We start from the raw sequence: 24,852 nt of genomic DNA on the forward strand, positions 1-24,852 counted from the left end.
GCCTGCCGGGACAGCGACATGCAACGCAGAGCGCAGGGCGACACAACGGGTTTATGGCTCGATGCCCATCCGCTCGTCCTTGCCTCGACGAGCCCAACCCGGCGCGATCTGCTCGTCGCGGCCGGGCTCGCGCTCGAGATCGAAGCGCCATCGGTCGACGAACGGGCGGTCGAAGCCGAGAAGCTGACGGCTGATGCCGCTGCGTCGGAGACGGCGGTGCTCCTCGCCCGTGAAAAGGCTCTCGAGGTCAGCCGGCGGCGACGCGGCCGCCTCGTGCTTGGCGCTGATCAGACGCTTGCTCTAGACGACGGTTCGCGTCTGTCCAAGCCGCGCGACGCGGACGATGCCGCCTCCCAGATCGCCCGTCTCGCCGGCACCACCCATCGTCTCTGCAGCGCCTGCGCCATCGCCCGCGACGGCGAAATCGTCTTTTCGACGCTGGCCGAGGCGCGACTCACCATGCGGCCGTTGTCGGACGCCTTCATCCGGCTTTATGTGGCGCTCGCCGGGTCCGGTGCGCTCGGCAGCGTCGGCGGCTATCAGCTCGAAGGGCTCGGCATCCATCTCTTCGAGCGCATAGACGGCGATCATTTCACCATTCTCGGCCTGCCGCTGCTGCCCCTTCTCGAGGGGCTGCGCACGATGGGAGTTCTTGCCCGATGACCGATCCCGCCCGTCCCGTCCCCAAGGCCTGCATCATCGGCCACCCGGTCGCGCATTCGCGATCGCCGATGGTGCACGGTTTCTGGTTGAAGGAGTTGGACCTTCCGGGCGACTATACCCGCGAGGACGTGAGGCCGGAGAATCTTGCTCGTTTCATCGCCTCGCTGCGGGAGCGTGGCTATGTCGGCGCCAACGTCACGGTGCCGCACAAAGAAGCAGTGCTCGGCCTTGCCGAAGTTGCCAGCGAGACGGCGCGGGCCATGGGCGCTGCCAACACGCTCTGGTTCGAGAACGGCTTGCTCCATGCCGACAATACGGACGTGGCCGGTTTCCTCGCCAATCTCGATGAGCGGGCGCCGGGCTGGGACAGGCGGGGCGGAACAGCCACCGTGCTTGGCGCGGGCGGTGCCGCCCGCGCCGTCGTCTATGGGCTTCTCGCGCGCGGCTTTTCGACCATCCATCTCGTCAACCGTAGCAGGGAGCGCAGCCTCGCCCTTGAGGCGGCCTTCGGTCCCGCGGTGACGTCCTGTGGCTGGGAGGGGCTCGATCGAGCCCTGTCCGAGACGAACCTCCTGGTCAACACGACCTCCCTCGGCATGGCCGGCCAACCGCCGCTCGTCATCGATCTTGCGCCGTTGCCGGACACGGCCGTCGTGCACGACATCGTCTATATACCGCTGACGACAGGCCTTCTGTCGGCGGCACGGGCTCGTGGCCTTGCAACGGTTGATGGTCTCGGCATGCTGCTGCATCAGGCGGTGCCGGGTTTTGCGCACTGGTTCGGCAGGATGCCCAGCGTGACGGAAGACCTACGGGCGATCCTGGTACGGGATATCGAGTGGGCGAAAGTGTGACCTTCGTTCTCGGACTGACCGGATCGATCGGCATGGGCAAATCGACGACGGCTGCCATGTTCCGCCGGCAGGGCGTGCCGGTGCATGATGCCGATGCTGCCGTGCACCGGCTCTATCGTGGCGAAGCTGCCGGTCTCATCGAGGCGGCCTTTCCGGGCACAACCGGCGACGAAGGTGTCGACCGTCAGAAGCTCGGCGCGGCGGTGCTTGGCAAGCCGGAAGCGCTGCGTCGGCTGGAAGCCATCGTGCATCCGCTGGTGCGGCGCGAGGAGGAGCGGTTTCTCGCCTCCTGCCGGCGGACCGGGGCATCGCTCGCCGTGCTCGACATCCCCCTCCTCTTCGAGACGGGCGGCGACGGACGCTGCGATGCCGTACTCGTGGTCACGGCTGATCCGGATATCCAGAAGGCGCGTGTCATGGCCCGACCCGGCATGACGGAAGAGCGCTTCGCGATGATTCACGTGAAACAGATGCCGGACGCCGAAAAGCGCCGGCGGGCGCATTTTCTCGTGGATACCAGCCGCGGCCTCGCTGCAGCAGAGGCTCAGGTAGCATCTATCGTAAGGGCGCTCGCCGGGCGTCCCGGCGGCGCGTTATCGCAGGAAGGAACGGCATGCTGAGGGAGATCGTCCTCGATACGGAAACGACCGGAGTCGACGCTCTCAAGGGGGATCGCATCGTCGAGATCGGCTGCGTCGAGCTTCTCAACCACATCCCGACCGGACGTCACTACCACGTTTACATCAACCCGCAGCGACCGGTCTCGCGCGGTGCCTTCGAGGTGCATGGGCTGTCGGACGAGTTCCTGGCCGACAAGCCGACCTTCGAATCGATCGCGAGGGAGTTCCACGCTTTCATCGCGGATGCGAAGCTCGTCATCCACAACGCCGCCTTCGACGTCGGCTTCATTGACATGGAATTCGGTCGCGTGGGTCTTCCGCGTGTGGTTCCGGAGGACGTCATCGATACGCTGTCCATGGCGCGCCGCAAGCATCCCGGCGCTTCCAACAGCCTCGACGCTCTGTGCGCCCGCTACGGCATCGACAATTCACGCCGCACCAAGCACGGCGCGCTGCTCGATGCGGAGATTCTGGCGGAGGTCTATATCGAGCTGATCGGGGGCAAGCAGGCCGACCTTGGCTTCGGCGTGACGGAAACGGTCACGACTCTAGCCGTGTCCACGCGGTCCGCCACCCGGCGCCCGCATGAAGCGCTTCAGCGGCCCATCGCCCTGCCCCCCTCGATCACGCAAGCAGAGCGGTCGGCTCATACGGCCTTCATCGCCGAACTCGGGGAAAGCGCCCTGTGGCGCGAATACATCAGCCCCGGCGCCGAATAGCAAGATCGTGTGAACGGCGCGCCGCGTGAGGAGCGCGCCGCCGCCGGTCGTCACGACACGGTCTGCTGCTGTGCTGCCTGCAGCTCGCCGAGCTTCTGGCGGTAGAGCGCGGTGAAGTCGATCGGATCGATGAACAGGGGCGGGAAGCCGCCGTTGCGCACCGCATCGGCCACGATCTGCCGGGCGAACGGGAAGAGCAGCCGCGGGCATTCGATCATGACGACCGGATGCAGCTGATCCTTTGGGATGTTGCGCACGCGGAAGACGCCGCCGTAGGAGAGCTCAAAGGCGAAGAGCACGTCCTGGCCGATCTGCGCCTTGCCCTCGAGGGCGAGCGTGACCTCGAAATCGGTGTCGGAGAGCTGATTGGCGCCGACATTGACCTGGATCGAGATCTCGGGGCTCTGCTGCTGCGGGGCGAGGGAGCGCGGGGCGTTCGGGTTCTCGAAGGACAGGTCCTTGATGAACTGGGCAAGGGCGTTCAGCGATGGCGTCGTATCGGCGTTCGCTGCGCCGTTGGTCGGGTTGTCGGTCATGTCGAACTCCTCCGGGAGGAATGATGATTGTCTCGGGGTCGTGATCGGTTCACAGTAGCCGGGCCCTCCGTGGACCGCCCGAAGGGACGACCCCGGCGGAAAAGAACCGGAATGCTCGCACTCTGCGTCAGGACGACCGTTTTGTTGAGCCCGTGCGGGCTACCACGGAAGCATTTGGCAAACAAGGCAACTCGCGCGGGCGACCGCGGACTTGTCCGCACGCGGGGTGGATGTTACGAGCGCTCGCCCCCATATGCGAAGGTGGTTATCATTTCCGCGCCAACGCTGGACAGACGGGCAGACAACGGGGCTGCCCCCGGGCTTGAGACGACAGAGAGGCCATGCAGGACACCTTCGACATCACGACGATCGTCTTTCTCGCCCTGGCCGTGTTCGTCATCTGGCGGCTGCGCTCCGTCCTCGGTCAGCGCACCGGCAACGAAAGACCGCCGCAGGATCCCTTCGCACGCCGTGAGCAGGCGAAGCAGCCGGGTGAGGACAATGTCGTGCGCCTTCCGGGCGCCGCCAACGATCGGGGGGCGATGGCCGAGGTCGGCGCCCAGGCGCGGCCGGACCGCTGGGCCGGTGTGGCAGAGCAGGGCTCGCCCACCGCGCGCGGCTTCGATGCCATCGCCGCCGTCGAGCCGCAGTTCGACGCCCGCAGTTTCCTGGAAGGCGCGCGCCTTGCCTATGAGATGATCGTGACCAGCTTCGCCGCCGGCGACCGCAAGGCGCTCAAGGGCCTGCTGTCGCGGGACGTCTTCGAGGGCTTCGAGAAGGCCATCACCGATCGCGAGGCACGCGGCGAGAAGGTGGAGACCACCTTCGTCTCGATCGATGACGCCAAGGTTGAGCAGGTGGAGGTGCGTGGCAAGGCCGCCCAGATCACGGTGCGCTTCCTGTCCAAGCTGATCACGGCGACGCGCGACAAGGACGGCAAGGTCATCGACGGCGATCCGGAAACCGTGGCCGACGTGGTGGATGTCTGGACCTTTTCGCGCACCCTCGGGGCACGCGACCCCAACTGGCTGCTCGTGGCGACCGAATCCGGGCAATGAGCCCCGGGCGACAGGCAGCGAATGGTTTTCCTCCGTCCGGGAGGCGCGTGGCTTCCCGGATCGCTTGCGTTATCGTCCGGCGATCGCTCCCGATCCTTGCGGCACTTGCAGCATCGGCGTGCGACGCTGCCGCCGAGCCGAACGTGTTCGCTGGCGCGCGCCTTGTCGAGCGCAGCTACGCAGACCTGACCGGCTGGCGCAGCGACGCTCAGGCAATGGCACTCGCCGCCTTCCGTCGCTCCTGCGCCGTCATGGTCGATACCGCCGCCGCCCGGCGCGCCACCGGCTTTCCGGCCGATGGCCTCGTACCGGCCTGCGCCGCGGCCCGGCGCCTGCCGCCTGAGGCTGGTGATGTCGAGGCGCGAGCCTTCTTCGAGGCTCATTTCGTGCCCTACCGTGTCGTGCCGCAGGCCGGGGACGGTTTTCTCACCGGCTATTTCGAGCCGGAGGTACAAGGTTCGCTGAAACCATCGGCCAGCTTCGCGACGCCGCTGCTTGCCCTGCCGGACGATCTCGTGCCTCTTGGCGACCGTGACGTCCCTGCCCATCTCGCCGGATTCACAGCCGCACGCCGCACGCCGGACGGGCTCGCTCCCTACCATGACCGTGCCGCCATCGAGGACGGGGCGCTCGGGGCGCAGGCGCGCCCGCTCGTCTATCTCGACTGGATCGATGCCTTCTTCGTCCATGTCCAGGGATCGGCGCGGGTGCGCATCGGGCCGGGCGCAGAAGACGTCGTGCGCGTCGCCTATGCCGGCCGCAACGGTCATCCCTATGCGTCGCTCGGCAAGCTCGTCGTCGCCGAGACCGGTATTCCGCCTGAACAGATGACGGCGCCGGCCCTCATCGCCTGGCTTAGGGCCAATCCCGAGGCCGGCCGGCGTCTGATGCGCGAGAACCGGTCCTACATCTTCTTCCGCCGGGCGGACGAGCTCGATCCGGCCGAGGGGCCGCTCGGCGCCGGCATGACGCAGCTCATTCCCGGCCGCAGCCTCGCCGTCGACCGCACGCTCTGGCCCTACGGCCTGCCCGTCTGGGTGGAGGCGGAATTGCCCGAGCCCGGCAGCGAGGCCCTGCGTCCGCTGCGCCGTCTCTTCATCGCGCAGGACACGGGCACCGCCATCCGCGGCCCGGCCCGGGCCGACATTTTCTTCGGCAGCGGGCCCGCGGCCGGCGAAGCTTCCGGCATCGTTCGCCACGCGCCCTCCGCCTTCGTCGTGCTGCTGCCGAAGGGAAGCCTGCCCGCCGGCCGGGAGCGCAAGCCATGAGCCGTCGGCGCCGGCGCGAGCTGGACGAGGCCGAGTTGACCCTGTGGCGCCACGTTCTGAGGGACGTGAAGCCCCTGCCCGGCCGCGCCCTGCCGCCGCCGGAGGCGCCGAAGCCGCCACCTGCACCGCCCGAGGAGGCGGCGACGGCGACGATGGCCCTGCGCACCGCCGATACCGGGACGACGGGCCGTGGCCTCAAGACGAAAACCCTGCCGCTTGCGCCGCTGGAGCGGCGCCTGCGCCAAGCGCTCAACCGCGGCACGCGCGCCGTCGATGCCAAGATCGACCTGCACGGCCTGCGCCAGAGCGAGGCGCACGCCGCCCTGCGGGCTTTTTTGCTGCGGGAACAGGCGCGCGGCAGCCAGCTCGTCATCGTCGTCACCGGCAAGGGCGGTACCGAGGCTCATTCCGCCGATCTTTTCGGCGGCGAGCGCGGCGTGCTGCGGCGCCTGGTGCCGCAATGGCTGTCGCTGCCCGATCTGCGCGTCGTCGTGCTCGGCTTCGAGGAGGCCGGCCGCACTCATGGGGGCGCCGGCGCCCTCTACGTGCGCCTGCGCCGCCGCAAGAGCGCGGGAGGCACGCTGTGACGCCCTTCGGCGAGCGTGTGCGGGCGATGCGGGCCGAGCGCGGGCTGACGTTGAAGGACATGGCCGATGCGCTCGGCGTCTCCAGCGCCTATCTCTCGGCGCTCGAGCACGGCAAGCGGGGCCGGCCGAGTTGGCCGCTGCTGCAGGCCATCATCCAGTATTTCAACGTGATCTGGGACGAGGCGGACGAATTGCAGCGGCTCGCCGAACTCTCGGCGCCGCGCTCGGTCATCGACACCGCCGGCCTGTCGCCGCAGGCGACCGCCTTCGCCAACCGCCTCGCCGGCGAGATCGCCCAGTTGAGCGAGGAGGAGATCGCCTCCCTCGATGCCATTCTCGATGCGGCCCGCAAGCGCAGGTCCGGCCCTGCCGCTTGACCGCCCGCGGAGGAGCGGGCAAAGCGGAGCCGGTTCCCGGTTCTTCCCGAAAGGCTCCCATGTTCCATCATCGCTACGACGTGCTCGGCATCGGCAACGCCATCGTCGACATCATCGCCCATACTGACGAGGCCTTTCTCGTCAGCCAGAGCGTGCACAAGGGCGCGATGATCCTGATCGACGAGGCGCGGGCGCAAGCCCTGTACGAGGCCATGGGCCCGGCCGTGGTGATCTCGGGTGGCTGCGCGGCGAACACGGTGGCGGGGCTCGCCTCCTTCGGGGGGCACGGCGCCTTCATCGGCAAGGTGAAGACGGACGAGCTCGGCGGGCGCTTCACGCACGACATCCGCGCGCTCGGCATCCACTTCCCGACGGCGCCCGCGGCCAACGGCCCGGCGACGGCGCGCAGCATGATCCTGGTGACGCCGGACGGCGAGCGCACCATGAACACCTATCTCGGCGCCTGCCAGAACCTCACCCCGGCCGATATCGACCGCGATACGGTGGAAGCCTCCGGCATCGTCTATCTGGAAGGCTATCTCTGGGATCCGCCGGCGGCCAAGGAGGCCTTCGTCAAGGCGGCCGACATTGCCCACGGCGCCGGTGGCCGCGTCGCCATCACCCTGTCCGATTCTTTCTGCGTCGACCGCTACCGGGACGAGTTCCTGGCGCTGGTGCGCGATGGCAAGGTCGACATCGTCTTCGCAAACGAGCACGAATTGAAGAGCCTCTATCAGACGGCAGATTTCGACACGGCCGTCGCCGCCTTCCGCCGCGAGGGCGCGCTCGGCGTCGTCACCCGCTCGGAAAAGGGCTGCCTCGTCGTCGAGCGGGAGGAGACGGCGTCGGTGCCGGCCTTCCCCATCGACCGGCTCGTCGATACCACCGGCGCGGGCGATCTCTTCGCCGCGGGCTTCCTGTTCGGCCTCGCCCGCCACTACGACCACCGCACCTGTGCCCGCCTCGGCGCCCTCGCTGCGGCCGAGGTCATCCAGCACCTCGGCGCCCGCCCGCAGAGGAGTCTCAGGGACATGGCGATCGACAACGGCTTGCCGGTGGAGTGAAGGCCAGTCGAATCCGGCCTTGATGCCCGCACTCGACGCGGGCATCTATGCCTTTTGACCAGAAGCGTGCCGGCATGATTCACGTGAAACACCGTCGGCCGGCAGTCATTTGCCCGGCGCTCACAGCCGTCGCAGCGCCACTTCCTCGATGCGATGGTCCTCGCCCTTGCGCAGGATGAGGCTGGAACGCTGGCGCGTCGGCACGATGTTCTCGCGCAGGTTGACGAGGTTGATGCGCGACCAGAGCCGCTCGGCGGTGGCGAGCGCCTCTTCCTCGGTCACGTCGGCATATTTGCGGAAATAGGACTTCGGGTCGCGGAAGGCCGTCTCGCGCAGGCGCATGAAGCGCCGCACGTACCAGCTGTGCAGCAGCGCCTCCTCCGCATCGACATAGATCGAGAAGTCGAAATAGTCGGACACGAAGGGAATGGCCTTGCCGTCGCGCGGCATGCGAGCCGGCTGCAGCACGTTGAGGCCCTCGACGATGAGGATGTCCGGCCGGTCGACCGTCACCGTCTCGCCGGGCACGACGTCATAGACGAGGTGCGAATAGACGGGGGCGGAGACGTTGCGCTTGCCGGCCTTGATGTCGGCCAGAAAATGCAGCAGCGCCTGCGTGTCGTAGCTCTCGGGAAAGCCCTTGCGCTCCATGAGGTTGAGGCGCGTGAGCTCGGCATTCGGCAGGAGGAAGCCGTCCGTCGTCACGAGGTCGACCTTCGGCGTGTTCGGCCAGCGCGCCAGAAGCGCCTTCAGCACGCGTGCGGTCGTCGACTTGCCCGCGGCCACCGAGCCGGCGATGCCGATGATATAGGGCACCTTGCCGTCCTCCTCGGCGAGGAGGAAGCGCTGGGTCGCCCGGAAAAGCCCTTGCGTTGCAGCTACATAGAGCGAGAGCAGGCGCGACAGCGGCAGATAGATGGCGGCGACTTCGGCGAGCGAGATCGGATCGTTCAGCGACTGCAGGCGCACCACCTCCTCGGCGGTGAGCGTCAGCGGCGTGTCGGCGCGCAGCTTCGCCCATTCCTCGCGCGAGAAGGTGCGGTAGGGCGAGATGTTGTCTTCCAGCGGCACGAGGCCAGGCACGGGCTTGTCCATATGCGTCTCCCGTCCGGCGGGGCCGGCCATTCCTACTTCTGCCGGGACGCCTTCTCCGCAAGGCCCGATTGTGCGGTGCGGCGCTCCAGTTCCTGCATGACATCCTGCAACGGCACGCCGCCGGCATGAAGTACGACCATCAGATGATAGAGCACGTCGGCCGCCTCGGCGATGAGCTGCTTTTTGTCGCCCGCGACGGCGGCGATCACCGCCTCGACGGCCTCTTCGCCGAACTTCTTGGCCGCCCGCCCTTGGCCGTCCGCGACGAGCCTGGCGGTATAGGATTCATCCGGGCTCGCCTTGGCGCGCTCGGCCACGATCCGTGCGAGGTCGTCGAGAGAAAAAGTGCCGCTCGAGAAAGTGCCGCTCATGGCTGGCCTCCGGCTCAGGTGTCGAGGCGCATGGGCAGGCCGGCCGCAGCCATGTGGCGCTTGGCCTCGCCGACGCTGTGCTGGCCGAAATGGAAGATCGAGGCCGCGAGCACCGCGCTCGCATGGCCCTCGCGCACGCCGGCCACGAGGTCGTCGAGCGTGCCGACGCCGCCCGAGGCGATGACGGGGACGGAGACGGCATCGGCAATGGCGCGCATCAGCGCAAGGTCATAGCCGGAGCGCGTGCCGTCCTTGTCCATGGAGGTGACGAGCAACTCGCCGGCCCCGAGCGAGACCACCTCGCGCGCAAAGGCGATGGCCTCGATGCCTGTCGCATTGCGGCCGCCGTGGGTGAAGATCTCCCACCGGCCCGGCCCGACGGCCTTGGCGTCGATGGCCACGACGATGCACTGGTCGCCGAACTTCTCGGCCGCTTCCTTCACGAAATCGCGATTCTTCACCGCCGCCGTGTTGATCGACACCTTGTCGGCACCGGCGAGCAGGAGTGCCCGGATATCGTCCACCGTGCGCACGCCGCCGCCGACGGTGAGCGGCATGAAGCAGGCCTCCGCCGTGCGCTGCACGACGTCGAGCAGGATGCCGCGATCCTCGTGGCTCGCGGTGATGTCGAGGAAGCACAGTTCGTCCGCGCCCGCCGCGTCATAGGCGATGGCCCATTCGACGGGATCGCCGGCATCACGCAGGTCGAGGAACTTCACGCCCTTGACGACGCGGCCGTCCTTGACGTCGAGGCAGGGGATGACGCGGATCTTGAGCATCAGGCGGCGCCGCGGCTGGTGCGGATGAGCGCCATGGCCTCCGCCGGGTCGAGACGCCCGTCGTAGAGGGCCCGGCCGCTGATGGCGCCGGCGATCTTCTGGCAGTCGGGCTGCAGCAGCCGGCGCACGTCCTCGATCGAGGCGAGCCCGCCCGAGGCGATCACGGGGATCGACACCGCCTCGGCGAGGCGCAGCGTCGCCTCGATGTTGAGGCCCGTGAGGATGCCGTCGCGAGCGATGTCGGTATAGATGATGGCCGTGACGCCCGCGTCCTCGAAGCGGCGGCCGAGGTCCTCCGCCGTCATTTCCGAGGTCTGGGCCCAGCCCTCGACGGCGACGCGCCCGTCACGCGCGTCGATGCCGACGGCGACGCCGCCCGGATGGCGCCGCGCCGCCTCGCGCACGAAATCGGGATCGCGCACGGCCGCGGTGCCGATGATGACGCGGCGGACGCCCTTCTCGAGCCAGCCCTCGACGGTGCGCAGGTCACGGATGCCGCCGCCGAGTTGCACCGGCAGCGCGATGCGGGCGAGGATGGCGTCGACCGCGGCGGCGTTCATCGGCCGGCCGGCGAAGGCCCCGTCGAGGTCGACCACGTGCAGCCATTCGAAGCCCTGCTCCGCGAAGCGCGCCGCCTGGTCGGCGGGGTCGTCGTTGAACACGGTGGCCTTGTCCATGTCGCCCTGGACGAGGCGCACGCACCGGCCTTCCTTGAGATCGATAGCGGGAAACAGGATCACGGGCGCCAACCGATGAAGTTCTTGATGAGGGCGAGACCGAGCTTCTGGCTCTTCTCCGGGTGAAACTGCGTGCCGGCGATATTGTCGCTGGCGACGGCCGCCGTCACCGGCCCGCCGTAGTCGGTCACTGCGACGAGATCGTCGGCATCCGCCGGCGTGAGCGCGTAGGAATGCACGAAATAGGCGTGCCAGCCGTCCGCCCCCGTCGGGATCCCGGCGAGGAGCGGATGGGCGCGCCGCACGTCGAGCGTGTTCCAGCCCATGTGCGGGATCTTGAGCGCGGTGTCGGCCGGCGTGATGGCCGCGACATCGCCGCCGATCCAATCGAGGCCCGGCGTCGTCTCGTATTCGAGGCCGCGCGTGGCGAGAAGCTGCATGCCGACGCAGATGCCGAGGAAGGGCCGGCCGCGGCCGCGCACCGTCTCCTCGAGGGCCTCCACCATGCCCGGCACCGCATTGAGCCCGCGGCGGCAGTCGGCGAAGGCGCCGACGCCGGGCAGCACGATGCGCTCGGCCCGGCGCACCGCGTCGGGGTCGCTGGTGACGCTCACGCGCGCGTCGCTGCCGGCCTCGCGGGCCGCGCGCTCGAAGGCCTTGTGCGCCGAATGCAGGTTGCCGGAGCCGTAGTCGATGATGGCGATGGTCGGCGCTGCGCTCATGGCCGGCGCTCCGTTTCGGGGAAGAGGCCGATGACCGGCGCCTCGCGCGCCGGGGCCGGCATGGCGGGCGCGGCGATGGGGCCGCGCGGGGCCGGCGCCGGCGCTTCCCGTGACAGCCAGCGGGCGAAGGCGCGCACCTCGGCGCTTTCGAGATCGTCGGCGACGACCGCGTCGACGGCGGCGAGGCCGCGTCGTTCCAGCGCCCGGCGCCGGAAGGCATTGGCCTCGAGCGCGAGGAGCACGGCAAGGAGGATGCCGAGCAGCGTCGTCACCCCCTGCGACAGGTTGAAGACCCGCCCGGCGGCGGCCACGAGCACGGACGCCCCGAGGGCCGCGAGCGCGCCGAGCCACAGACGGTTCCAGAGGAACCAGACGAGCGGGAAGATCAGCGCCCACCAGGCGATGCCGTCCTTGACGATGACGGCCTCGTCGAGCGCGCGGGCATCGCCCGGTTGCGCGCCCGCCGGCAGGTGCAGGGTATAGACCGCCATGGCGTCCTCTACAGGGATCCCTTGGTCGAGGGTACGCGGCCCTCCTCGCGCGGATCGAGAGCCACGGCGCGGCGCAGCGCGCGGGCGAGGCCCTTGAAGCAGCTCTCCGCAATATGGTGCTGGTTGTCGCCGTAGAGCGTCTCGACGTGCAATGTGATGCCCGCATTCATGGCGAAAGCCTGGAACCACTCGCGCACCAGCTCCGTGTCGAAGGTGCCGATCTTGTCGCGGGCAAAGGCCGTGCGGAAGACGAGAAAGGGCCGGCCCGAGATGTCGAGCGCGACGCGTGTCAGCGTCTCGTCCATGGGCAGGTGGACGTCGGCATAGCGCGCGATGCCGCGCTTGTCGCCGAGGGCCTGCACGAAGGCCTGGCCCAGCGCGATGGCGCTGTCCTCCACCGTGTGGTGGTCGTCGATATGCGTGTCGCCGGTGACGGAGACGGTGAGGTCGAAGAGCGCATGGCGGGCCAGGAGATCGAGCATGTGGTCGAGAAAGCCGACCCCGGTCGCGATCTCGGCCTTGCCCGCGCCGTCGAGGGCGAGCTTCACCGAAACGTCCGTCTCGCTCGTGCGGCGTGACACGCTGGCGGTGCGCATGGGTTCTCATCTCCGTCAGAGCCGCTGTCGCGGCGCACGCGCCTTCTAGCAAGCGACGCCGCCCGGCGCCACCCTGCGCTTCGTCGCGCCCGCCCGTCACCGGCCCTTCTGTTGCGGGCGGCGTTGGCCGACGGGCGAAAAACGCCTACATGAAGGCGATGTTGCAGGATGATCGACCGGTCGCCGGCAGGTCGGATACCGGTGCGAGGGAATGGTGAGCTTGATGCAGACAGCGGCGGACGGGCAGTTTCACGCGACGACCATCCTCATGGTCCGTAAGGACGGGCGCACCGTGATCGGCGGCGACGGCCAGGTGAGCCTCGGCCAGACGGTGATCAAGGGCAACGCCCGCAAGGTGCGCCGCCTCGCCAAGGGCGCGGTCATCGGCGGCTTCGCCGGCGCGACGGCGGACGCCTTCACGCTGTTCGAGCGGCTGGAGGCCAAGCTCGACCAGTTCCCCGGCCAGCTCATGCGCGCCTGCGTCGAGCTCGCCAAGGACTGGCGCACCGACCGCTACCTGCGCCGCCTCGAGGCGATGATGCTGGTGGCCGACAAGAACATCGGCCTCCTCCTCTCGGGCACCGGCGACGTGCTGGAGCCGGAGGCGATCCACGGCACCTCCATCATGGCGATCGGCTCCGGCGGCAATTATGCGCTCGCGGCGGCACGGGCGCTCGCCGACAGCACCCACGATGCCGAGGACATCGTGCGCCGCTCGCTCGCCATCGCTGCGGACATCTGCGTCTACACCAACGGCAACCTCGTCATCGAGACCCTGGAGAACGCCTGAGGCATGTCCGCGTCCCCCTACTCCTTTGAGCCGGTGACGGAGGCGGATCTCGGCCTCCTCGGACGCTGGATCGCGACGCCGCATGTCGCGGCCTGGTGGGGCGAGGTCGAGAGCGAGCTCGAAGGCATCCGGTCCGATCTGGCCGACCCGGCCATGGAGGCCTTCATCGTCGCCCATGCCGGGCGGCCGATCGGCTTCCTCCAGAGCTACGTGGTGCATGCCGAGCCGGACCACCCCTATGCCGACCAGCCGGCGGGGGCGCGCGGCATCGACCAGTTCATCGGCGAGGCCGACATGGTGGGCCTCGGCCACGGCACGGCCTTCATCCGCAGCTTCTGCGAGATGCTGGAGAGGGCAGGCGTGCCGCGGATCGTGACGGATCCGAATCCAACGAACGCCCGGGCCATCCGGGCCTATGAAAAGGCCGGCTTCCGGCCGCTCGAGGAAAGAGATACGCCCTTCGGCCGCGTGCTTCTCATGGTGCGCGACGGTGCGGCGCAACGAGGACAGCAATGACCAACTTCTCCCCCCGCGAGATCGTTTCCGAGCTCGACCGCTACATCGTCGGGCAGAAGGAGGCCAAGCGCGCCGTCGCCATCGCCCTGCGCAACCGCTGGCGGCGCCAGCAGCTCGAGGGGCCGCTGCGCGAGGAAGTCCTGCCCAAGAACATCCTCATGATCGGCCCGACCGGCTGCGGCAAGACGGAGATCTCCCGCCGTCTCGCGCGGCTCGCCAATGCGCCTTTCCTCAAGGTCGAGGCGACGAAGTTCACCGAGGTCGGCTATGTCGGCCGCGACGTCGAGCAGATCGTGCGCGACCTCCTCGAGGTCGGCATCTCCCTCGTCAAGGAGGCGCGGCGCAAGGACGTGGAGGCGAAGGCCCAGCTCGCCGCCGAGGAGCGGGTGCTCGATGCGCTCGTCGGCGCCACCGCGAGCCAGGCGACGCGCGATTCCTTCCGCCGCAAGCTGCGCGCCGGCGAACTCGACGACAAGGAGGTCGAGGTCGAGCTGCAGACGCAGGCGAGCGGGCTGCCCATGTTCGAATTGCCCGGCATGCCCGGCGCCTCAGTCGGCGCCATCTCGCTCGGCGACATCTTCGGCAAGGGCTTCGGGACGCGCGCCAAGCCGCGCCGCATGAGCGTGCGCGACGCCTACGAGCCGCTGGTGGCGGAGGAGAGCGACAAGCTCATCGACCAGGACCAGATCGTGCAGGAGGCCATCCGCGAGGTCGAGAACAACGGCATCGTCTTCCTCGACGAGATCGACAAGATCTGCGCCCGCGAGGGCCGCGGCGGGGCCGACGTCTCGCGCGAGGGCGTGCAGCGCGACCTCCTGCCGCTCATCGAGGGTACCACGGTCTCGACCAAGCACGGGGCGGTGAAGACCGACCACATCCTCTTCATCGCCTCCGGCGCCTTCCATGTGGCGAAGCCTTCGGACCTGCTGCCCGAGCTGCAGGGCCGCCTGCCCATCCGCGTCGAACTGTCGTCGCTCGACGAGGCCGACTTCCGCCGCATCCTGACGGAGACGGAGGCGAGCCTCGTCAAGCAGGCGGTCGCCATGATGGCGACGGAGGGCGTGACGCTCGCCTTCACCGACGACGCCATCGACGCGCTCGCCCATATCGCCGTCGAGGTCAACCGCACCGTCGAGAACATCGGCGCCCGCCGGCTGCAGACCGTTATCGAGCGCGTACTCGACGAAATCTCGTTCACGGCGCCCGATCGCGGCGGCGAGACGGTGACGGTCGATGGCGACTACGTGCGACGCGAGGTCGGGGAACTCGCCCAGAATGCCGACCTCAGCCGCTTCATCCTCTGATCGGTCCGGCGCCGAATCGATTTGTCGCGGGCAGCGGCGGTGAGCGCGCCCGCGGCCGAAACGGCCTCCCCGCTGCCCCGCGCGGGGCTTCTCGTCGGGCTCGGCGCGGCCGGCTCGCGCATCCTCGGCTTCGTTCGCGACGTCGCCATCGCCGCCGTCATCGGCGCCGGCCCGGTGGCCGATGCCTTCCTCGTTGCCTTCCGCCTGCCCAATCTCGTGCGCCGCGTCCTCGCCGACGGCGGGCTGAACGGCGCCTTCGTGCCCCTCCTCCTGCGCATCGGCGCGGAGCGAAGTCCAGTCGCCGCGAGACGTTTCGCGGCCGAATCGATCGCTGCGACAGCCCTTCTCGGCTTCGGGATCGTCGCGCTCGTCACTCTGCTCGCCCCGCTCGTCGTCCTGACGCTGGCGGCGGGCTATGCCGGCGGGGACGAGCGCCTGCCGCTGGCCGCGTCCTACCTGCGGCTTTCCGCGCCCTTCATCGGCTTTTCGCTCATCGCCGCGCTGCTGACGGCCTTCCTGTCGGCTGAGCGGCGCTTCTCGGCTGTCGCCGCGATCGCGCTCGCGGCCAATGTCGTGCTCCTCGCCTTCCTGGCCATCCTTTCGGGTCTTGCCCTTGACGAGCGGTCCGCGGCGACCTGGCTCGCGCTCGGCGTCGGCCTCTCCGGGCTTCTACAACTCGTCGCCGCGATGGCGGCCAGCCGCGGGGTATGGCCGGGTCTTGCCCGGCCGCACTGGAGTCCCGACATGCGGCGGCTCTTCGCCCTGGGTGGCCCGGCCCTCATGGCCAGTGCCGCGCCGCAGCTCATGGCGGTGGCGGCGACGCAACTCGCCTCGGCCATACCCTCGGCCGTGTCCTGGTTCTACTATGCAGAGCGGCTGTTCCAGTTGCCGCTCTCCTTTGTGTCGCTCGCGGCAGGCATGGTCGTCCTGCCCGAGATCGCCGCCCGCGCGGCCGGCGCAGACGCGCGGCATGCCGTGGCCGCCCGTGCCGGCGAGGCGGCGCTCGCCCTGTCCCTGCCGGCTGCTGCCGCCTTCCTCGTGCTCGCCGAGCCGATGGCAGCGGTGCTGTTCGTCCGCGGCGCCTTTTCCGCACACGACGCGGCCATGACCGCCATTGCCTTGAAAGCACTTGCCGTCGGCCTGCCGGCGGCAGCGCTGGCGCGCGTCTTCATGCAGGCGGCCTTTGCCGAGGGCGACATGCGCGTGCCGGTCATGGCGACGCTCGGCAGTATCGCTGCCACCCTTCTGGCAGGCTTGATCCTGAAAGGTCTGTCCGGCGCCACCGGCGTCGCGCTCGCGATGTCTGCCGGACTCATCGCGAATGCGGCACTACTCCTTCTCTCCCCCGCCGTGCGACAGGCTGCAGCGGCCCTCGACGCCGGACGCATCCTGAGGCTCGGGCTGGCGAGTGTCGTCATGGGGGTGGCGGTGGCCGGACTCGCGGCATGGGGGGCGGGCAGCCTGACGCCCGGTCGGAACGGTCTCGTGAGCCTTGCTCTCCTTGCCGCCATCTGCCTCGCCGGCCTCGCGCTTTACGGCGTCCTGTGCGTTGCCTTGCGAGTCGACCCGCGCCGGCTCCTGCGCCATTGAGCGCTCGCCGCATCTTGCGGAAACCGTCCGCCATTGCGATAAGGCCGCGCCTCGTGTCAGGGGAGCAGGCAATGGCGGTTTTCAAGGAACGGGTGTTTTCCGGGGTACAGCCGACGGGCAATCTCCATCTCGGCAATTATCTCGGCGCCATCTCGCGCTTCGTGCCGCTGCAGGAAAGATACGACTGCATCTATTGCGTCGTGGACATGCACGCCATCACCGTGCCGCAGGATCCGAAGGAACTGCGCCGGCAGATCCGCGAGGTGACGGCGGCCTTCCTCGCGGCGGGCATCGATGCCGAGCGGCACATCGTGTTCAACCAGAGCCAGGTGGCCGAGCACGCCGAACTCGCCTGGATCTTCAACTGCATCGCCCGCATCGGCTGGCTGAACCGCATGACGCAGTTCAAGGAGAAGGCCGGCAAGGACCGCGAGAATGCCTCCGTCGGGCTCTATGCCTATCCGACCCTGATGGCTGCCGACATCCTCGCCTATCGGGCCACGCACGTGCCTGTCGGCGAGGACCAGAAACAGCATCTCGAGCTGACGCGCGACGTCGCTCAGAAGTTCAACAACGATTATGCCGCGGCCATCGCCGAGAACGGCCACGGCGACGCCTTCTTCCCGCTCACCGAGCCGCTGATCCAGGGGCCGGCAATGCGTATCATGTCGCTGCGCGACGGTTCCAAGAAGATGTCGAAGTCGGACCCCTCCGACTATTCGCGCATCAACCTGACCGACGATGCCGACGCCATCGCCCAGAAAATCCGCAAGGCCAAGACCGATCCGGAACCGCTGCCGAGCGAGGAGGCCGGGCTCCAGAGCCGGCCCGAGGCGGCGAATCTCGTCGGCATCTTCGCCGCCCTCAAGGGTGTGGAGAAATCGCAGGTGCTGCGCGAGTTCGGAGGCGCCCAGTTCTCCTCCTTCAAGGGCGCGCTGGTCGACCTTGCCGTGGAGAAGATGGGGCCCATCGGCGCCGAGATGAAGCGCCTGGTCGCCGATCCCGGCCATATCGACGCTGTGCTCGGCAAGGGGGCGGAGCGGGCGCGCGTCATCGCGCGCGAGACGCTTGATGCCGTCTATGACATCGTCGGCTTCATTCGTTCCGCGCGTAACAGTTGATCCGCGCTGCGCCGCTTGGCAGCATCGGGGCACAAGCGGCGGACACGAGGCGGTGGTCGATGACCGGAAAGCGGCGGCGATCCTATGAAGCAGGCCATCGCGCCAAGTTCCTGGTGGTGGTGGACGACACGCCCGAGTGCGACCGGGCCATCTATTTCGCCGCCCGCCGGGCGGCGCGCACCGGCGTATCGGTAACGCTGCTTAGTGTGGTTCCGCCGGGGGAATACCAACACTGGCTCGGCGTGGGCGAGCTCATGCAGGCCGAGGCCGTGGAAGAGGCGAACGAATTCCTCGACGCGGCGAGCGCCCGTGTGCGCGACATCGCCGGCCTCGAGCCCGAGCGTGTCGTCCTCGTCGGCAACAAGTCCGAGGAGATCGTCCGTCATATCGAGGAGGACGAGGACATTGCCCTCCTCGTGCTTGCTGCGGGTACCGGCTCGGAAGGGCCCGGGCCGCTCGTCTCGATGATGGCGGGCAAGGCGGCGGCGAGTTTCCCCATCCCCGTCGCCATCGTGCCGGGCCATCTCACCGACGAGGAAATCGACGCGCTCGCCTGAGCGACCCGCGCCGAACCTTGCGCCGGACAAAAGAACCGCCACATTGAAGGGTGTATTGTCTGTTGGAACGGTTCTAAGGAATGAGCCAACAGCCGCTGCATTGTCACCGCCGGTTCTTGACCCGGTCGCGTGAGGAGAGATCTGAATGTTCATCCAGACCGAAGCCACGCCGAATCCGGCGACCCTCAAGTTCCTGCCTGGACGCACCGTCCTGCCCGAGGGTACGCTCGACCTGCGCTCGGGCGAGGACGCCTCGCGCTCGCCGCTGGCCGAGCGACTGTTCGCCATCGATGGCGTGGCTGCCGTCTTCTTCGGCCACGACTTCATCACAGTGACCAAGACGGGCGGCGAGTGGCAGCACCTGAAGCCGGCCATCCTCGGCGCCATCATGGAGCATTTCATGTCGGGCGCGCCGCTCCTGCGCGAGGATGCCGGCGTCGATACGGACGAGGCGGACGAGTTCTTCGCCGAGGAGGATGCCGCCACCGTCGAGACCATCAAGGAACTGCTCGAGACGCGCGTGCGCCCTGCTGTGGCAGGCGACGGCGGCGACATCACCTTCCGCGGCTATCGCAACGGCGTGGTCTATCTCGCGATGAAAGGCTCCTGCTCGGGCTGCCCCTCCTCGACGGCGACGCTCAAGCACGGCATCCAGAATCTCCTGCAGCACTTCCTGCCCGACGTGCGCGAGGTCGAGGCCGTGTGAAGGCTTGAGGCCAAGCTCGGGGCCCGACCACTAAAAACGGTTGCCAGCGCCGCGCGCGGCGATCTAGAGGACGTGCCAGCGAGGGAGACTTCAGTTTGCGCGTTCTCGGCATCGACACGGCGCTCGGCGCCTGTTCCGCCTGCGTTCTCGACGGCAGCACCGTCCTTGCAGAAGAAACCATGGTGCTGGCGCGCGGCCATGCCGAGGCACTGCTGCCGCTCGTCGAGCGCGTCATGGCGGCCGTGCCGGGCGGCTTCGAAACGCTCGATCGGGTCGCGGTCACCGTGGGCCCCGGCAGCTTCACGGGCCTGCGTGTCGGCATCTCGGCGGCCCGGGCCATCGGCCTTGCCGCCGGCGTCCCGGTCGTCGGTGTCACCACCTTGTCGGCCTTCCTCGCGCCGCTGGTCGCGGCTGGCGGCAACCGCCTCAACGCTGCGGCCATCGATGCGCGCCATGGCCATCTCTACTTCCAGTGCATCGCTGCCGGCGGGCGCACCATCGTCCCGGCCCGTCATGTCTCGGTGCGCGATGCTGCCCGCGTCATCGGCTCGGGCCCCATGACCATCGCCGGCTCCGGCGCGGCGATCCTCGGTCACGAGTTGCGCAATCTGGGTGTCGACGCCAAGATCGCCGATGCCGAGATCGCGCCGCACATCGCCTGGGTGGCGCGGCTCGGCATGGCCGCCGACCCGGCGACGGCCTTGCCCAAGCCCGTCTACCTGCGCGCCCCCGATGCCAAGCCGCAGGAACACATGCGCATTCCCCGGCGTTGAGCCATCGGTGATAATCGGCGCGCCATGATTCTCGACCGCTGGCTGGGCCGTGCTTCATCCTCCTTTCCCGCAGCCTTCGTCAGGCCACTGTCGCCTGCCGACGCGGCCGCGGTCGCGGCGATCCACGCCACCTCCTTTGCCCGCGGCTGGGAGGCGAGCGAGTTCGAACGGCTCATCGCCGCAGGCAGCAACGTGGCGGAGGGCGTCCTTGCGGCGGACAGCCGGGCCCTCGACGGCTTTGCTCTGTCGCGCGTGGCCGCCGACGACGCGGAGATCCTGACCATCGCCGTCGCCGAGGCGCGGCGGGGCCGGGGGCTTGCCCGCCATCTCCTCGCCCATCACCTCGGCTCGCTCGCTGGGCGCGGCGCTCGGCGCATCTTCCTCGAGGTCGAGGCCGAGAATGGTCCGGCACTGGCGCTCTATCGGCGCTTCGGTTTCGAGGAGGTCGGCCGGCGCGACGGCTATTATCGCAAGGGGGACGGCAGCACGGCGACGGCCCTCGTCATGGCGCGCGACCTGCCGTGAGCCGTAGTCCGGCCGGCATGGACGCGCGTCTTCCGGCTTCCTATAAGAGCGGGATGATCAGGAAAGGGAGGCGGGCCGTTTGGCGGGGGTGAAGCGCAGACTGCAAGGCAACGTCATCGAACGCGCCTGCGTCGCCCGCGGGATGCGCATGACCGGGCCGCGCCGCGTGATCGCCAAGGTGCTCGGCGATGCCGACGACCATCCCGACGTCGTCGAGCTGCACCGCCGTGCCGCGGCCGTGGACGAGCGCATTTCGCTGTCCACCGTCTACCGCACTGTCAAGCTCTTCGAGGACAAGGGCATCATCGAGCGCCACCAGTTTGGCGACGGCCGCGCGCGCTACGAGCGCGCGCCGAAGGAGCACCACGACCACCTCATCGACATGAATACCGGCGACGTCATCGAGTTCCACTCCGAAGAGATCGAGCGGCTCCAGGCCGAGATCGCGCGGCGCCTCGGCTACCGCCTGGTGCACCATCGGCTCGAGCTCTATGCCGTGCCGCTCGAGGACGAGGCGGACTGAACCGGCCATGCTGTCGCTGCGGGGCATTCTGCGCCTGTCGCTCATCGTGCCGGCGACGCTCGTCGGCATTCCGCTGCAGGCGCTCGCGGTCAGGCTCGACAGCCGGGCGGCGCGCCTCATCCCCCTCGTCTACCACCGCTTCATCTGCCGCGTTCTCGGCATCCGCATCAAGGTGGCGGGCCGGCCACCCAACGGCCGCGAGGCGGCCCTCATCCTCGCCAACCACATCTCGTGGCTCGATATTCCCGTCATCTCGACGCTGACGCCGCTCTCCTTCATCGCCAAGGCCGAGGTGAACGGCTGGCCGGTCGTCGGCCTGCTCGCCCGGCTGCAGCGCACGGTCTTCATCGACCGCACGCGCCGCAAGGCGACGGCGGCAACCAATGTCGAGGTGGCGCACAGACTGCGCCGGGGCGATGCCATGGTGCTCTTCGCGGAGGGCACCACGGGCGACGGCTTGCGGATCCTGCCCTTCCGCTCCGCCCTCGTGGGGGCCGCGCGCGACGCCGTGACCGATGCCGAGGCGCCTGCGTCCGAGATCGTGCTACGGCCTCTTGCCATCACCTATGTCGGCCGCCACGGCCTGCCGCTCGGCCGCAACGAGCGGCCCGCCATTGCCTGGCACGGGGACATGGAGCTGGCGCCGCATCTTGCCGCGGTCGTCTCCGGAGCGCCGTTCGACGTGCGCATCACCTGGGGTGAGCCCATCGCCTTCAACGGCGGCACGGACCGCAAGGCGGCGACGAAAGCGGCCGAGGACGTGGTGCGCGCGGCGGCGCGGGCGGCGCGGGCAAGCGGCCCCTGAGGCCGCGGGTCACGTCATTCATCCGCCGTCTGCCGGGGCCAATCTTGCCTTGCCTATTCTCTCCGGAGGCGAGAAGCCTTAAACAGAGGGACGGGCCGGTCGGCCCGGAGCCTTGAGTCGAAAGCGGGTGACAGGCAGACACGTGAAGAAGGTTTTCGTCAAATCCTACGGCTGTCAGATGAACGTCTACGATGCGGAGCGCATGGCGGACGCCCTGGCAGCCAAGGGCTATGTGGAGGCCCGAACGGCGGAGGACGCCGATCTGGTCATCCTCAATACCTGCCACATCCGCGAAAAGGCCGCCGAAAAGGTCTATTCGGAGCTCGGCCGCCTGCGCGAGATGAAGAAGGAGCGAGCGACCGAGGGGCGCCAGACGCAGGTCGTCGTCGCCGGCTGCGTGGCCCAGGCCGAGGGTGGCGAGATTGTGCGCCGCGCGCCCGTCGTCGACCTCGTGGTCGGGCCGCAGAGCTATCATCGCCTGCCCGAGCTTCTCGCCGAGGCGAGCGCGCGCCCCGGCGTCGTCGACACGGAATTCCCGGCCGAGGAAAAGTTCGACCATCTGCCGGCCCCCGCACGGGAGAAGATCCGCGCCCGTGGCGTCTCGGCCTTCCTCACCGTGCAGGAGGGTTGCGACAAGTTCTGCACCTTTTGCGTCGTTCCCTACACGCGTGGCGCCGAGGTCTCCCGCCCCGTCGCCAAGATCCTCGCCGAGGCCGAGCGGCTCGCCGGGGCGGGTGTACGCGAGATCACCGTCATCGGCCAGAACGTCAACGCCTATCACGGCGAGGGGCCGGACGGGCGCGACTGGACGCTCGGCATGCTGCTCGAACGCCTGGCCGAGGTGCCGGGGCTGGCCCGCCTCCGCTACACCACGAGCCATCCGCGTGACATGGACGAGACGCTGATCGCCGCCCATCGCGACCTGCCGGCGCTGATGCCCTATCTCCACCTGCCGGTGCAGGCAGGATCCGACGCAATCCTTGCCGCCATGAATCGCCGCCACACCGGCGACGAGTACCGGCGCATCATCGACGCCGTGCGCAAGGCACGGCCGGACATCGCGCTGTCGTCCGATTTTATTGTGGGCTTTCCCGGCGAGAGCGACGCGGATTTCGAGGCCACCATGCGCCTCGTCGCCGACATCGGCTTCGCCAGCGCCTATTCCTTCAAGTACAGCCCGCGCCCCGGCACGCCGGCGGCGGAGATGGAGGGGCAGGTGCCCGAGCCCGTCAAGGCCGAGCGGCTCGCGCGCCTGCAGGCCGCTCTCGACGAGGACCGGCGCGCGTTCAACGCCGCGACCGTCGGGCGCACGGTCGATGTCCTCATCGAGCGGCCCGGGCGCCATGCCGGCCAGCTCGCCGGCAAGTCGCCCTATCTGCAGGCGGTGCAGCTCGAGACCGAGGGCCTCACCGTCGGCGACATCGTCCCGGTCGAGATCGTCGGGACGGCCCCCAACAGCCTGTTCGGCCGGCTCGCCGCCGGCCCGCCCGAGGAGAGGGCGAGCGCAGCCTAGGACGCGAGGAGAACGAGCTTGAAGCCAGACGATGGTCTGCCGCAGCGTCAGGTGAAGGACAGGTCGCAGGCCTTTGGCGGCGGCCGCGATGCCCCGGAGATCAAGATCGCCTTCGAAGACAACCGACTCGCCAGCGTCGTCGCCGGCCAGTACGACCAGAACCTTGCCCATCTCGAGCGACGTCTCGGCGTGCTCGCCAACGCCAACGGCAACCACATCGTCATCCGCGGCACGAGCGAGGCGGCCGAGCAGGCGCGCCGCGTGCTGCAGAGCCTCTACGAGCGGGCGCGCGCCGGCGAGATCGTCTCCCTCGGCGACGTCGACGGCGCCATCGCCGAGAGCGCCCGCCAGGGCTCGCTCTTCCCGCCGGCGGATGAGGCACAGCAGCGCTCGACCTTCGAGCAGATTGCGACCCGCAAGCGCGGCGCCGTCAGGGCGCGGAACGCGGCGCAGGACGCCTATCTGCGCCTGCTGCGGCGCTGCGAGCTCGTCTTCGCCGAGGGGCCGGCCGGCACCGGCAAGACCTGGCTCGCCGTCGGCCATGCCGTCTCGCTCCTCGAGCAGGGCGTCGTCGAGCGGCTCGTCCTGTCGCGCCCGGCAGTGGAGGCAGGTGAGCGCCTTGGCTTCCTGCCCGGCGACATGCGCGAGAAGGTCGATCCGTACCTCAGGCCGGTCTACGATGCGCTCTACGACTTCATGGAGGCGCGCCATGTCGAGCGCGGCCTGTCCACCGGCGTCATCGAGATCGCGCCGCTCGCCTTCATGCGCGGGCGTACGCTCACCAATGCTGCGATCCTGCTCGACGAGGCGCAGAATTGCACGTCAATGCAGATGAAGATGTTCCTGACCCGCCTCGGCGAGGGCTCCCGCATGATCGTCACGGGCGACCCTTCGCAGATCGACCTGCCGCCCGGGCAAGTGTCGGGCCTCGTCGAGGCGGTGCGTATCCTCGACGGCGTCGAAGGTATCGGCCGCATCACCTTCAAGGAGGCGGATGTCGTACGGCACGAGCTCGTGCGGCGCATCGTCAAGGCTTATGACGAGGTCGGCCGGGGGATCTGAGCGTGAACGGCGCCCATATCGACATCGCCGTCGAAAGCGAGGGCTGGGACGAGTTGGCCGGCGCGGATGCGCTCGTGGCACGTGCGGCGCAGGCGACGCTCGATGCCGGCGGGCGTCCGGTCGCGCCGGGCGCCGAGGTGAGCGTCGTCCTTGCGGACGACAAGACCGTGCGCGCGCTCAACGCCCGCTGGCGCGGCAAGGACAAGGCGACGAACGTCCTGTCCTTCCCCGCCTGCCCCCCTCAACAACTGGCCTCGGCACCCCATATCGGCGATGTCATCATCGCCTACGAGACGACGCGGCGGGAGGCGGACGAGGAGGGCAAGACGCTGGCCGACCACCTTTCCCATCTCGTCGTGCATGGGATGCTGCATCTTCTCGGTTATGATCATGAGACCGATGGCGAGGCCGAGGAGATGGAAGGTCTCGAAATCCGCATTCTGGCGGGGCTCGGCATCGCCGATCCTTACGCCGGTGCGGCCTTGGGCGAGTGAAGGGTGGCGGGCCCGTTCCGCCCCAAAGTCGTTGTTTGTGCATGAAGCGCCTGCGACGGGGCCGCGGCCCTTGGCGTACATGCTCCTGGAGCCAAG

At 68.9% G+C, this 24,852-nt stretch carries 31 protein-coding genes; 23 read left to right on the forward strand and 8 right to left on the reverse strand.

Annotated features, from left to right (window positions below; all coding sequences use genetic code 11):
* Nucleotides 1-18 precede the first annotated feature (18 nt).
* Genes ASC46_RS11790 through dnaQ form a run of 4 tightly spaced genes read left to right on the forward strand, consistent with a single transcriptional unit; the run spans nt 19 to nt 2,856 of the window.
* A complete protein-coding gene (locus ASC46_RS11790) occupies nt 19-663 on the forward strand; it encodes a Maf family protein (RefSeq protein WP_055459506.1) in 645 nt (214 codons plus the stop codon).
* Nucleotides 660-1,517: a shikimate dehydrogenase gene (locus ASC46_RS11795; protein WP_055459507.1), complete on the forward strand. Its 858-nt coding sequence runs from the start codon at nt 660-662 to the stop codon at nt 1,515-1,517. The genes ASC46_RS11790 and ASC46_RS11795 overlap by 4 nt, the downstream gene beginning before the upstream one ends.
* A complete protein-coding gene (gene coaE, locus ASC46_RS11800) occupies nt 1,502-2,137 on the forward strand; it encodes a dephospho-CoA kinase (RefSeq protein WP_276199477.1) in 636 nt (211 codons plus the stop codon). Before ASC46_RS11795 ends, coaE begins: the two co-directional genes overlap by 16 nt.
* A complete protein-coding gene (gene dnaQ, locus ASC46_RS11805; RefSeq protein WP_055459508.1) occupies nt 2,131-2,856 on the forward strand; it encodes a DNA polymerase III subunit epsilon in 726 nt (241 codons plus the stop codon). Before coaE ends, dnaQ begins: the two co-directional genes overlap by 7 nt.
* A 50-nt stretch (nt 2,857-2,906) precedes the next feature.
* On the opposite strand, the gene secB is transcribed toward dnaQ, so the two are convergent.
* On the reverse strand, nt 2,907-3,392 hold the full coding sequence (gene secB, locus ASC46_RS11810; protein ID WP_055459509.1) for a protein-export chaperone SecB: 486 nt from the start codon (nt 3,390-3,392) through the stop codon (nt 2,907-2,909).
* 341 nt (nt 3,393-3,733) lie between these two features.
* Between secB and ASC46_RS11815 the strand changes: the two genes are divergently transcribed.
* The 5 genes from ASC46_RS11815 (at nt 3,734) to ASC46_RS11835 (ending at nt 7,746) form a co-directional block, all read left to right on the forward strand.
* Nucleotides 3,734-4,450 carry a Tim44/TimA family putative adaptor protein gene (locus ASC46_RS11815; protein ID WP_055459510.1) on the forward strand — a complete coding sequence of 239 codons (717 nt, stop codon included), beginning with the start codon at nt 3,734-3,736 and terminating at the stop codon, nt 4,448-4,450.
* A gap of 143 nt (nt 4,451-4,593) precedes the next feature.
* On the forward strand, nt 4,594-5,718 hold the full coding sequence (mltA, locus tag ASC46_RS11820) for a murein transglycosylase A (RefSeq protein WP_072249492.1): 1,125 nt from the start codon (nt 4,594-4,596) through the stop codon (nt 5,716-5,718).
* The gene (locus ASC46_RS11825) at nt 5,715-6,305 is read left to right on the forward strand and encodes a Smr/MutS family protein (RefSeq protein WP_055459511.1); all 591 of its coding nucleotides are present in this window, start codon (nt 5,715-5,717) and stop codon (nt 6,303-6,305) included. Before mltA ends, ASC46_RS11825 begins: the two co-directional genes overlap by 4 nt.
* Nucleotides 6,302-6,682 (forward strand): helix-turn-helix domain-containing protein, encoded by a 381-nt coding sequence (locus ASC46_RS11830; RefSeq protein ID WP_055459512.1) that lies wholly within the window; start codon nt 6,302-6,304, stop codon nt 6,680-6,682. Before ASC46_RS11825 ends, ASC46_RS11830 begins: the two co-directional genes overlap by 4 nt.
* Nucleotides 6,683-6,741: 59 nt before the next feature.
* A complete protein-coding gene (locus ASC46_RS11835) occupies nt 6,742-7,746 on the forward strand; it encodes an adenosine kinase (protein WP_055459513.1) in 1,005 nt (334 codons plus the stop codon).
* Between the two features lie 120 nt (nt 7,747-7,866).
* On the opposite strand, the gene coaA is transcribed toward ASC46_RS11835, so the two are convergent.
* Genes coaA through hisB form a run of 7 tightly spaced genes read right to left on the reverse strand, consistent with a single transcriptional unit; the run spans nt 7,867 to nt 12,477 of the window.
* Nucleotides 7,867-8,841 carry a type I pantothenate kinase gene (gene coaA, locus ASC46_RS11840; RefSeq protein WP_055459646.1) on the reverse strand — a complete coding sequence of 325 codons (975 nt, stop codon included), beginning with the start codon at nt 8,839-8,841 and terminating at the stop codon, nt 7,867-7,869.
* A gap of 32 nt (nt 8,842-8,873) precedes the next feature.
* Nucleotides 8,874-9,212 (reverse strand): phosphoribosyl-ATP diphosphatase, encoded by a 339-nt coding sequence (locus ASC46_RS11845; RefSeq protein WP_055459514.1) that lies wholly within the window; start codon nt 9,210-9,212, stop codon nt 8,874-8,876.
* Between the two features lie 14 nt (nt 9,213-9,226).
* Nucleotides 9,227-9,991, reverse strand: coding sequence for an imidazole glycerol phosphate synthase subunit HisF (hisF, locus tag ASC46_RS11850; RefSeq protein ID WP_055459515.1), 765 nt, complete (start codon nt 9,989-9,991; stop codon nt 9,227-9,229).
* Entirely contained in the window at nt 9,991-10,740 is a 750-nt protein-coding gene (gene hisA, locus ASC46_RS11855) for a 1-(5-phosphoribosyl)-5-[(5-phosphoribosylamino)methylideneamino]imidazole-4-carboxamide isomerase (RefSeq protein ID WP_210165995.1), read from the reverse strand. Before hisA ends, hisF begins: the two co-directional genes overlap by 1 nt.
* Complete coding sequence (gene hisH / locus ASC46_RS11860) at nt 10,728-11,390, reverse strand: imidazole glycerol phosphate synthase subunit HisH (protein ID WP_055459516.1); 663 nt, start codon at nt 11,388-11,390, stop codon at nt 10,728-10,730. The genes hisA and hisH overlap by 13 nt, the downstream gene beginning before the upstream one ends.
* Nucleotides 11,387-11,881, reverse strand: coding sequence for a DUF2628 domain-containing protein (locus tag ASC46_RS11865; RefSeq protein WP_055459517.1), 495 nt, complete (start codon nt 11,879-11,881; stop codon nt 11,387-11,389). Before ASC46_RS11865 ends, hisH begins: the two co-directional genes overlap by 4 nt.
* Nucleotides 11,882-11,889: 8 nt before the next feature.
* Entirely contained in the window at nt 11,890-12,477 is a 588-nt protein-coding gene (gene hisB, locus ASC46_RS11870; RefSeq protein ID WP_055459518.1) for an imidazoleglycerol-phosphate dehydratase HisB, read from the reverse strand.
* A gap of 223 nt (nt 12,478-12,700) precedes the next feature.
* Between hisB and hslV the strand changes: the two genes are divergently transcribed.
* The 14 genes from hslV (at nt 12,701) to ybeY (ending at nt 24,756) form a co-directional block, all read left to right on the forward strand.
* Nucleotides 12,701-13,267 (forward strand): ATP-dependent protease subunit HslV, encoded by a 567-nt coding sequence (gene hslV, locus ASC46_RS11875; protein ID WP_019403600.1) that lies wholly within the window; start codon nt 12,701-12,703, stop codon nt 13,265-13,267.
* Nucleotides 13,268-13,270: 3 nt separating this feature from the next.
* A complete protein-coding gene (locus ASC46_RS11880) occupies nt 13,271-13,783 on the forward strand; it encodes a GNAT family N-acetyltransferase (protein WP_055459519.1) in 513 nt (170 codons plus the stop codon).
* Nucleotides 13,780-15,087, forward strand: coding sequence for an ATP-dependent protease ATPase subunit HslU (gene hslU / locus ASC46_RS11885; RefSeq protein ID WP_019403602.1), 1,308 nt, complete (start codon nt 13,780-13,782; stop codon nt 15,085-15,087). The genes ASC46_RS11880 and hslU overlap by 4 nt, the downstream gene beginning before the upstream one ends.
* A 39-nt stretch (nt 15,088-15,126) precedes the next feature.
* Nucleotides 15,127-16,677: a murein biosynthesis integral membrane protein MurJ gene (gene murJ, locus ASC46_RS11890; protein WP_055459520.1), complete on the forward strand. Its 1,551-nt coding sequence runs from the start codon at nt 15,127-15,129 to the stop codon at nt 16,675-16,677.
* A 71-nt stretch (nt 16,678-16,748) separates the two neighbouring features.
* Nucleotides 16,749-17,798: a tryptophan--tRNA ligase gene (trpS, locus tag ASC46_RS11895; RefSeq protein WP_055459521.1), complete on the forward strand. Its 1,050-nt coding sequence runs from the start codon at nt 16,749-16,751 to the stop codon at nt 17,796-17,798.
* 59 nt (nt 17,799-17,857) lie between these two features.
* Entirely contained in the window at nt 17,858-18,355 is a 498-nt protein-coding gene (locus ASC46_RS11900; protein WP_055459522.1) for a universal stress protein, read from the forward strand.
* 145 nt (nt 18,356-18,500) lie between these two features.
* Entirely contained in the window at nt 18,501-19,061 is a 561-nt protein-coding gene (locus tag ASC46_RS11905) for a NifU family protein (protein ID WP_055459523.1), read from the forward strand.
* A 95-nt stretch (nt 19,062-19,156) separates the two neighbouring features.
* Nucleotides 19,157-19,834: a tRNA (adenosine(37)-N6)-threonylcarbamoyltransferase complex dimerization subunit type 1 TsaB gene (gene tsaB, locus ASC46_RS11910; RefSeq protein WP_019403607.1), complete on the forward strand. Its 678-nt coding sequence runs from the start codon at nt 19,157-19,159 to the stop codon at nt 19,832-19,834.
* Nucleotides 19,835-19,858: 24 nt separating this feature from the next.
* Nucleotides 19,859-20,359: a ribosomal protein S18-alanine N-acetyltransferase gene (gene rimI, locus ASC46_RS11915; protein ID WP_055459524.1), complete on the forward strand. Its 501-nt coding sequence runs from the start codon at nt 19,859-19,861 to the stop codon at nt 20,357-20,359.
* 148 nt (nt 20,360-20,507) lie between these two features.
* Nucleotides 20,508-20,882, forward strand: coding sequence for a Fur family transcriptional regulator (locus ASC46_RS11920; RefSeq protein WP_245280536.1), 375 nt, complete (start codon nt 20,508-20,510; stop codon nt 20,880-20,882).
* A gap of 7 nt (nt 20,883-20,889) precedes the next feature.
* The gene (gene olsA / locus ASC46_RS11925; protein WP_055459525.1) at nt 20,890-21,687 is read left to right on the forward strand and encodes a lyso-ornithine lipid O-acyltransferase; all 798 of its coding nucleotides are present in this window, start codon (nt 20,890-20,892) and stop codon (nt 21,685-21,687) included.
* 142 nt (nt 21,688-21,829) lie between these two features.
* The gene (gene miaB, locus ASC46_RS11930) at nt 21,830-23,200 is read left to right on the forward strand and encodes a tRNA (N6-isopentenyl adenosine(37)-C2)-methylthiotransferase MiaB (RefSeq protein ID WP_055459526.1); all 1,371 of its coding nucleotides are present in this window, start codon (nt 21,830-21,832) and stop codon (nt 23,198-23,200) included.
* A gap of 51 nt (nt 23,201-23,251) precedes the next feature.
* Nucleotides 23,252-24,262 (forward strand): PhoH family protein, encoded by a 1,011-nt coding sequence (locus ASC46_RS11935; protein WP_096335371.1) that lies wholly within the window; start codon nt 23,252-23,254, stop codon nt 24,260-24,262.
* A gap of 2 nt (nt 24,263-24,264) precedes the next feature.
* Nucleotides 24,265-24,756, forward strand: coding sequence for an rRNA maturation RNase YbeY (gene ybeY / locus ASC46_RS11940; RefSeq protein WP_186438011.1), 492 nt, complete (start codon nt 24,265-24,267; stop codon nt 24,754-24,756).
* The last annotated feature ends 96 nt before the right edge of the window (nt 24,757-24,852 follow it).

This window comes from Chelatococcus sambhunathii (assembly GCF_001418005.1).
In the GTDB taxonomy this organism is placed as follows: domain Bacteria; phylum Pseudomonadota; class Alphaproteobacteria; order Rhizobiales; family Beijerinckiaceae; genus Chelatococcus_A; species Chelatococcus_A sambhunathii.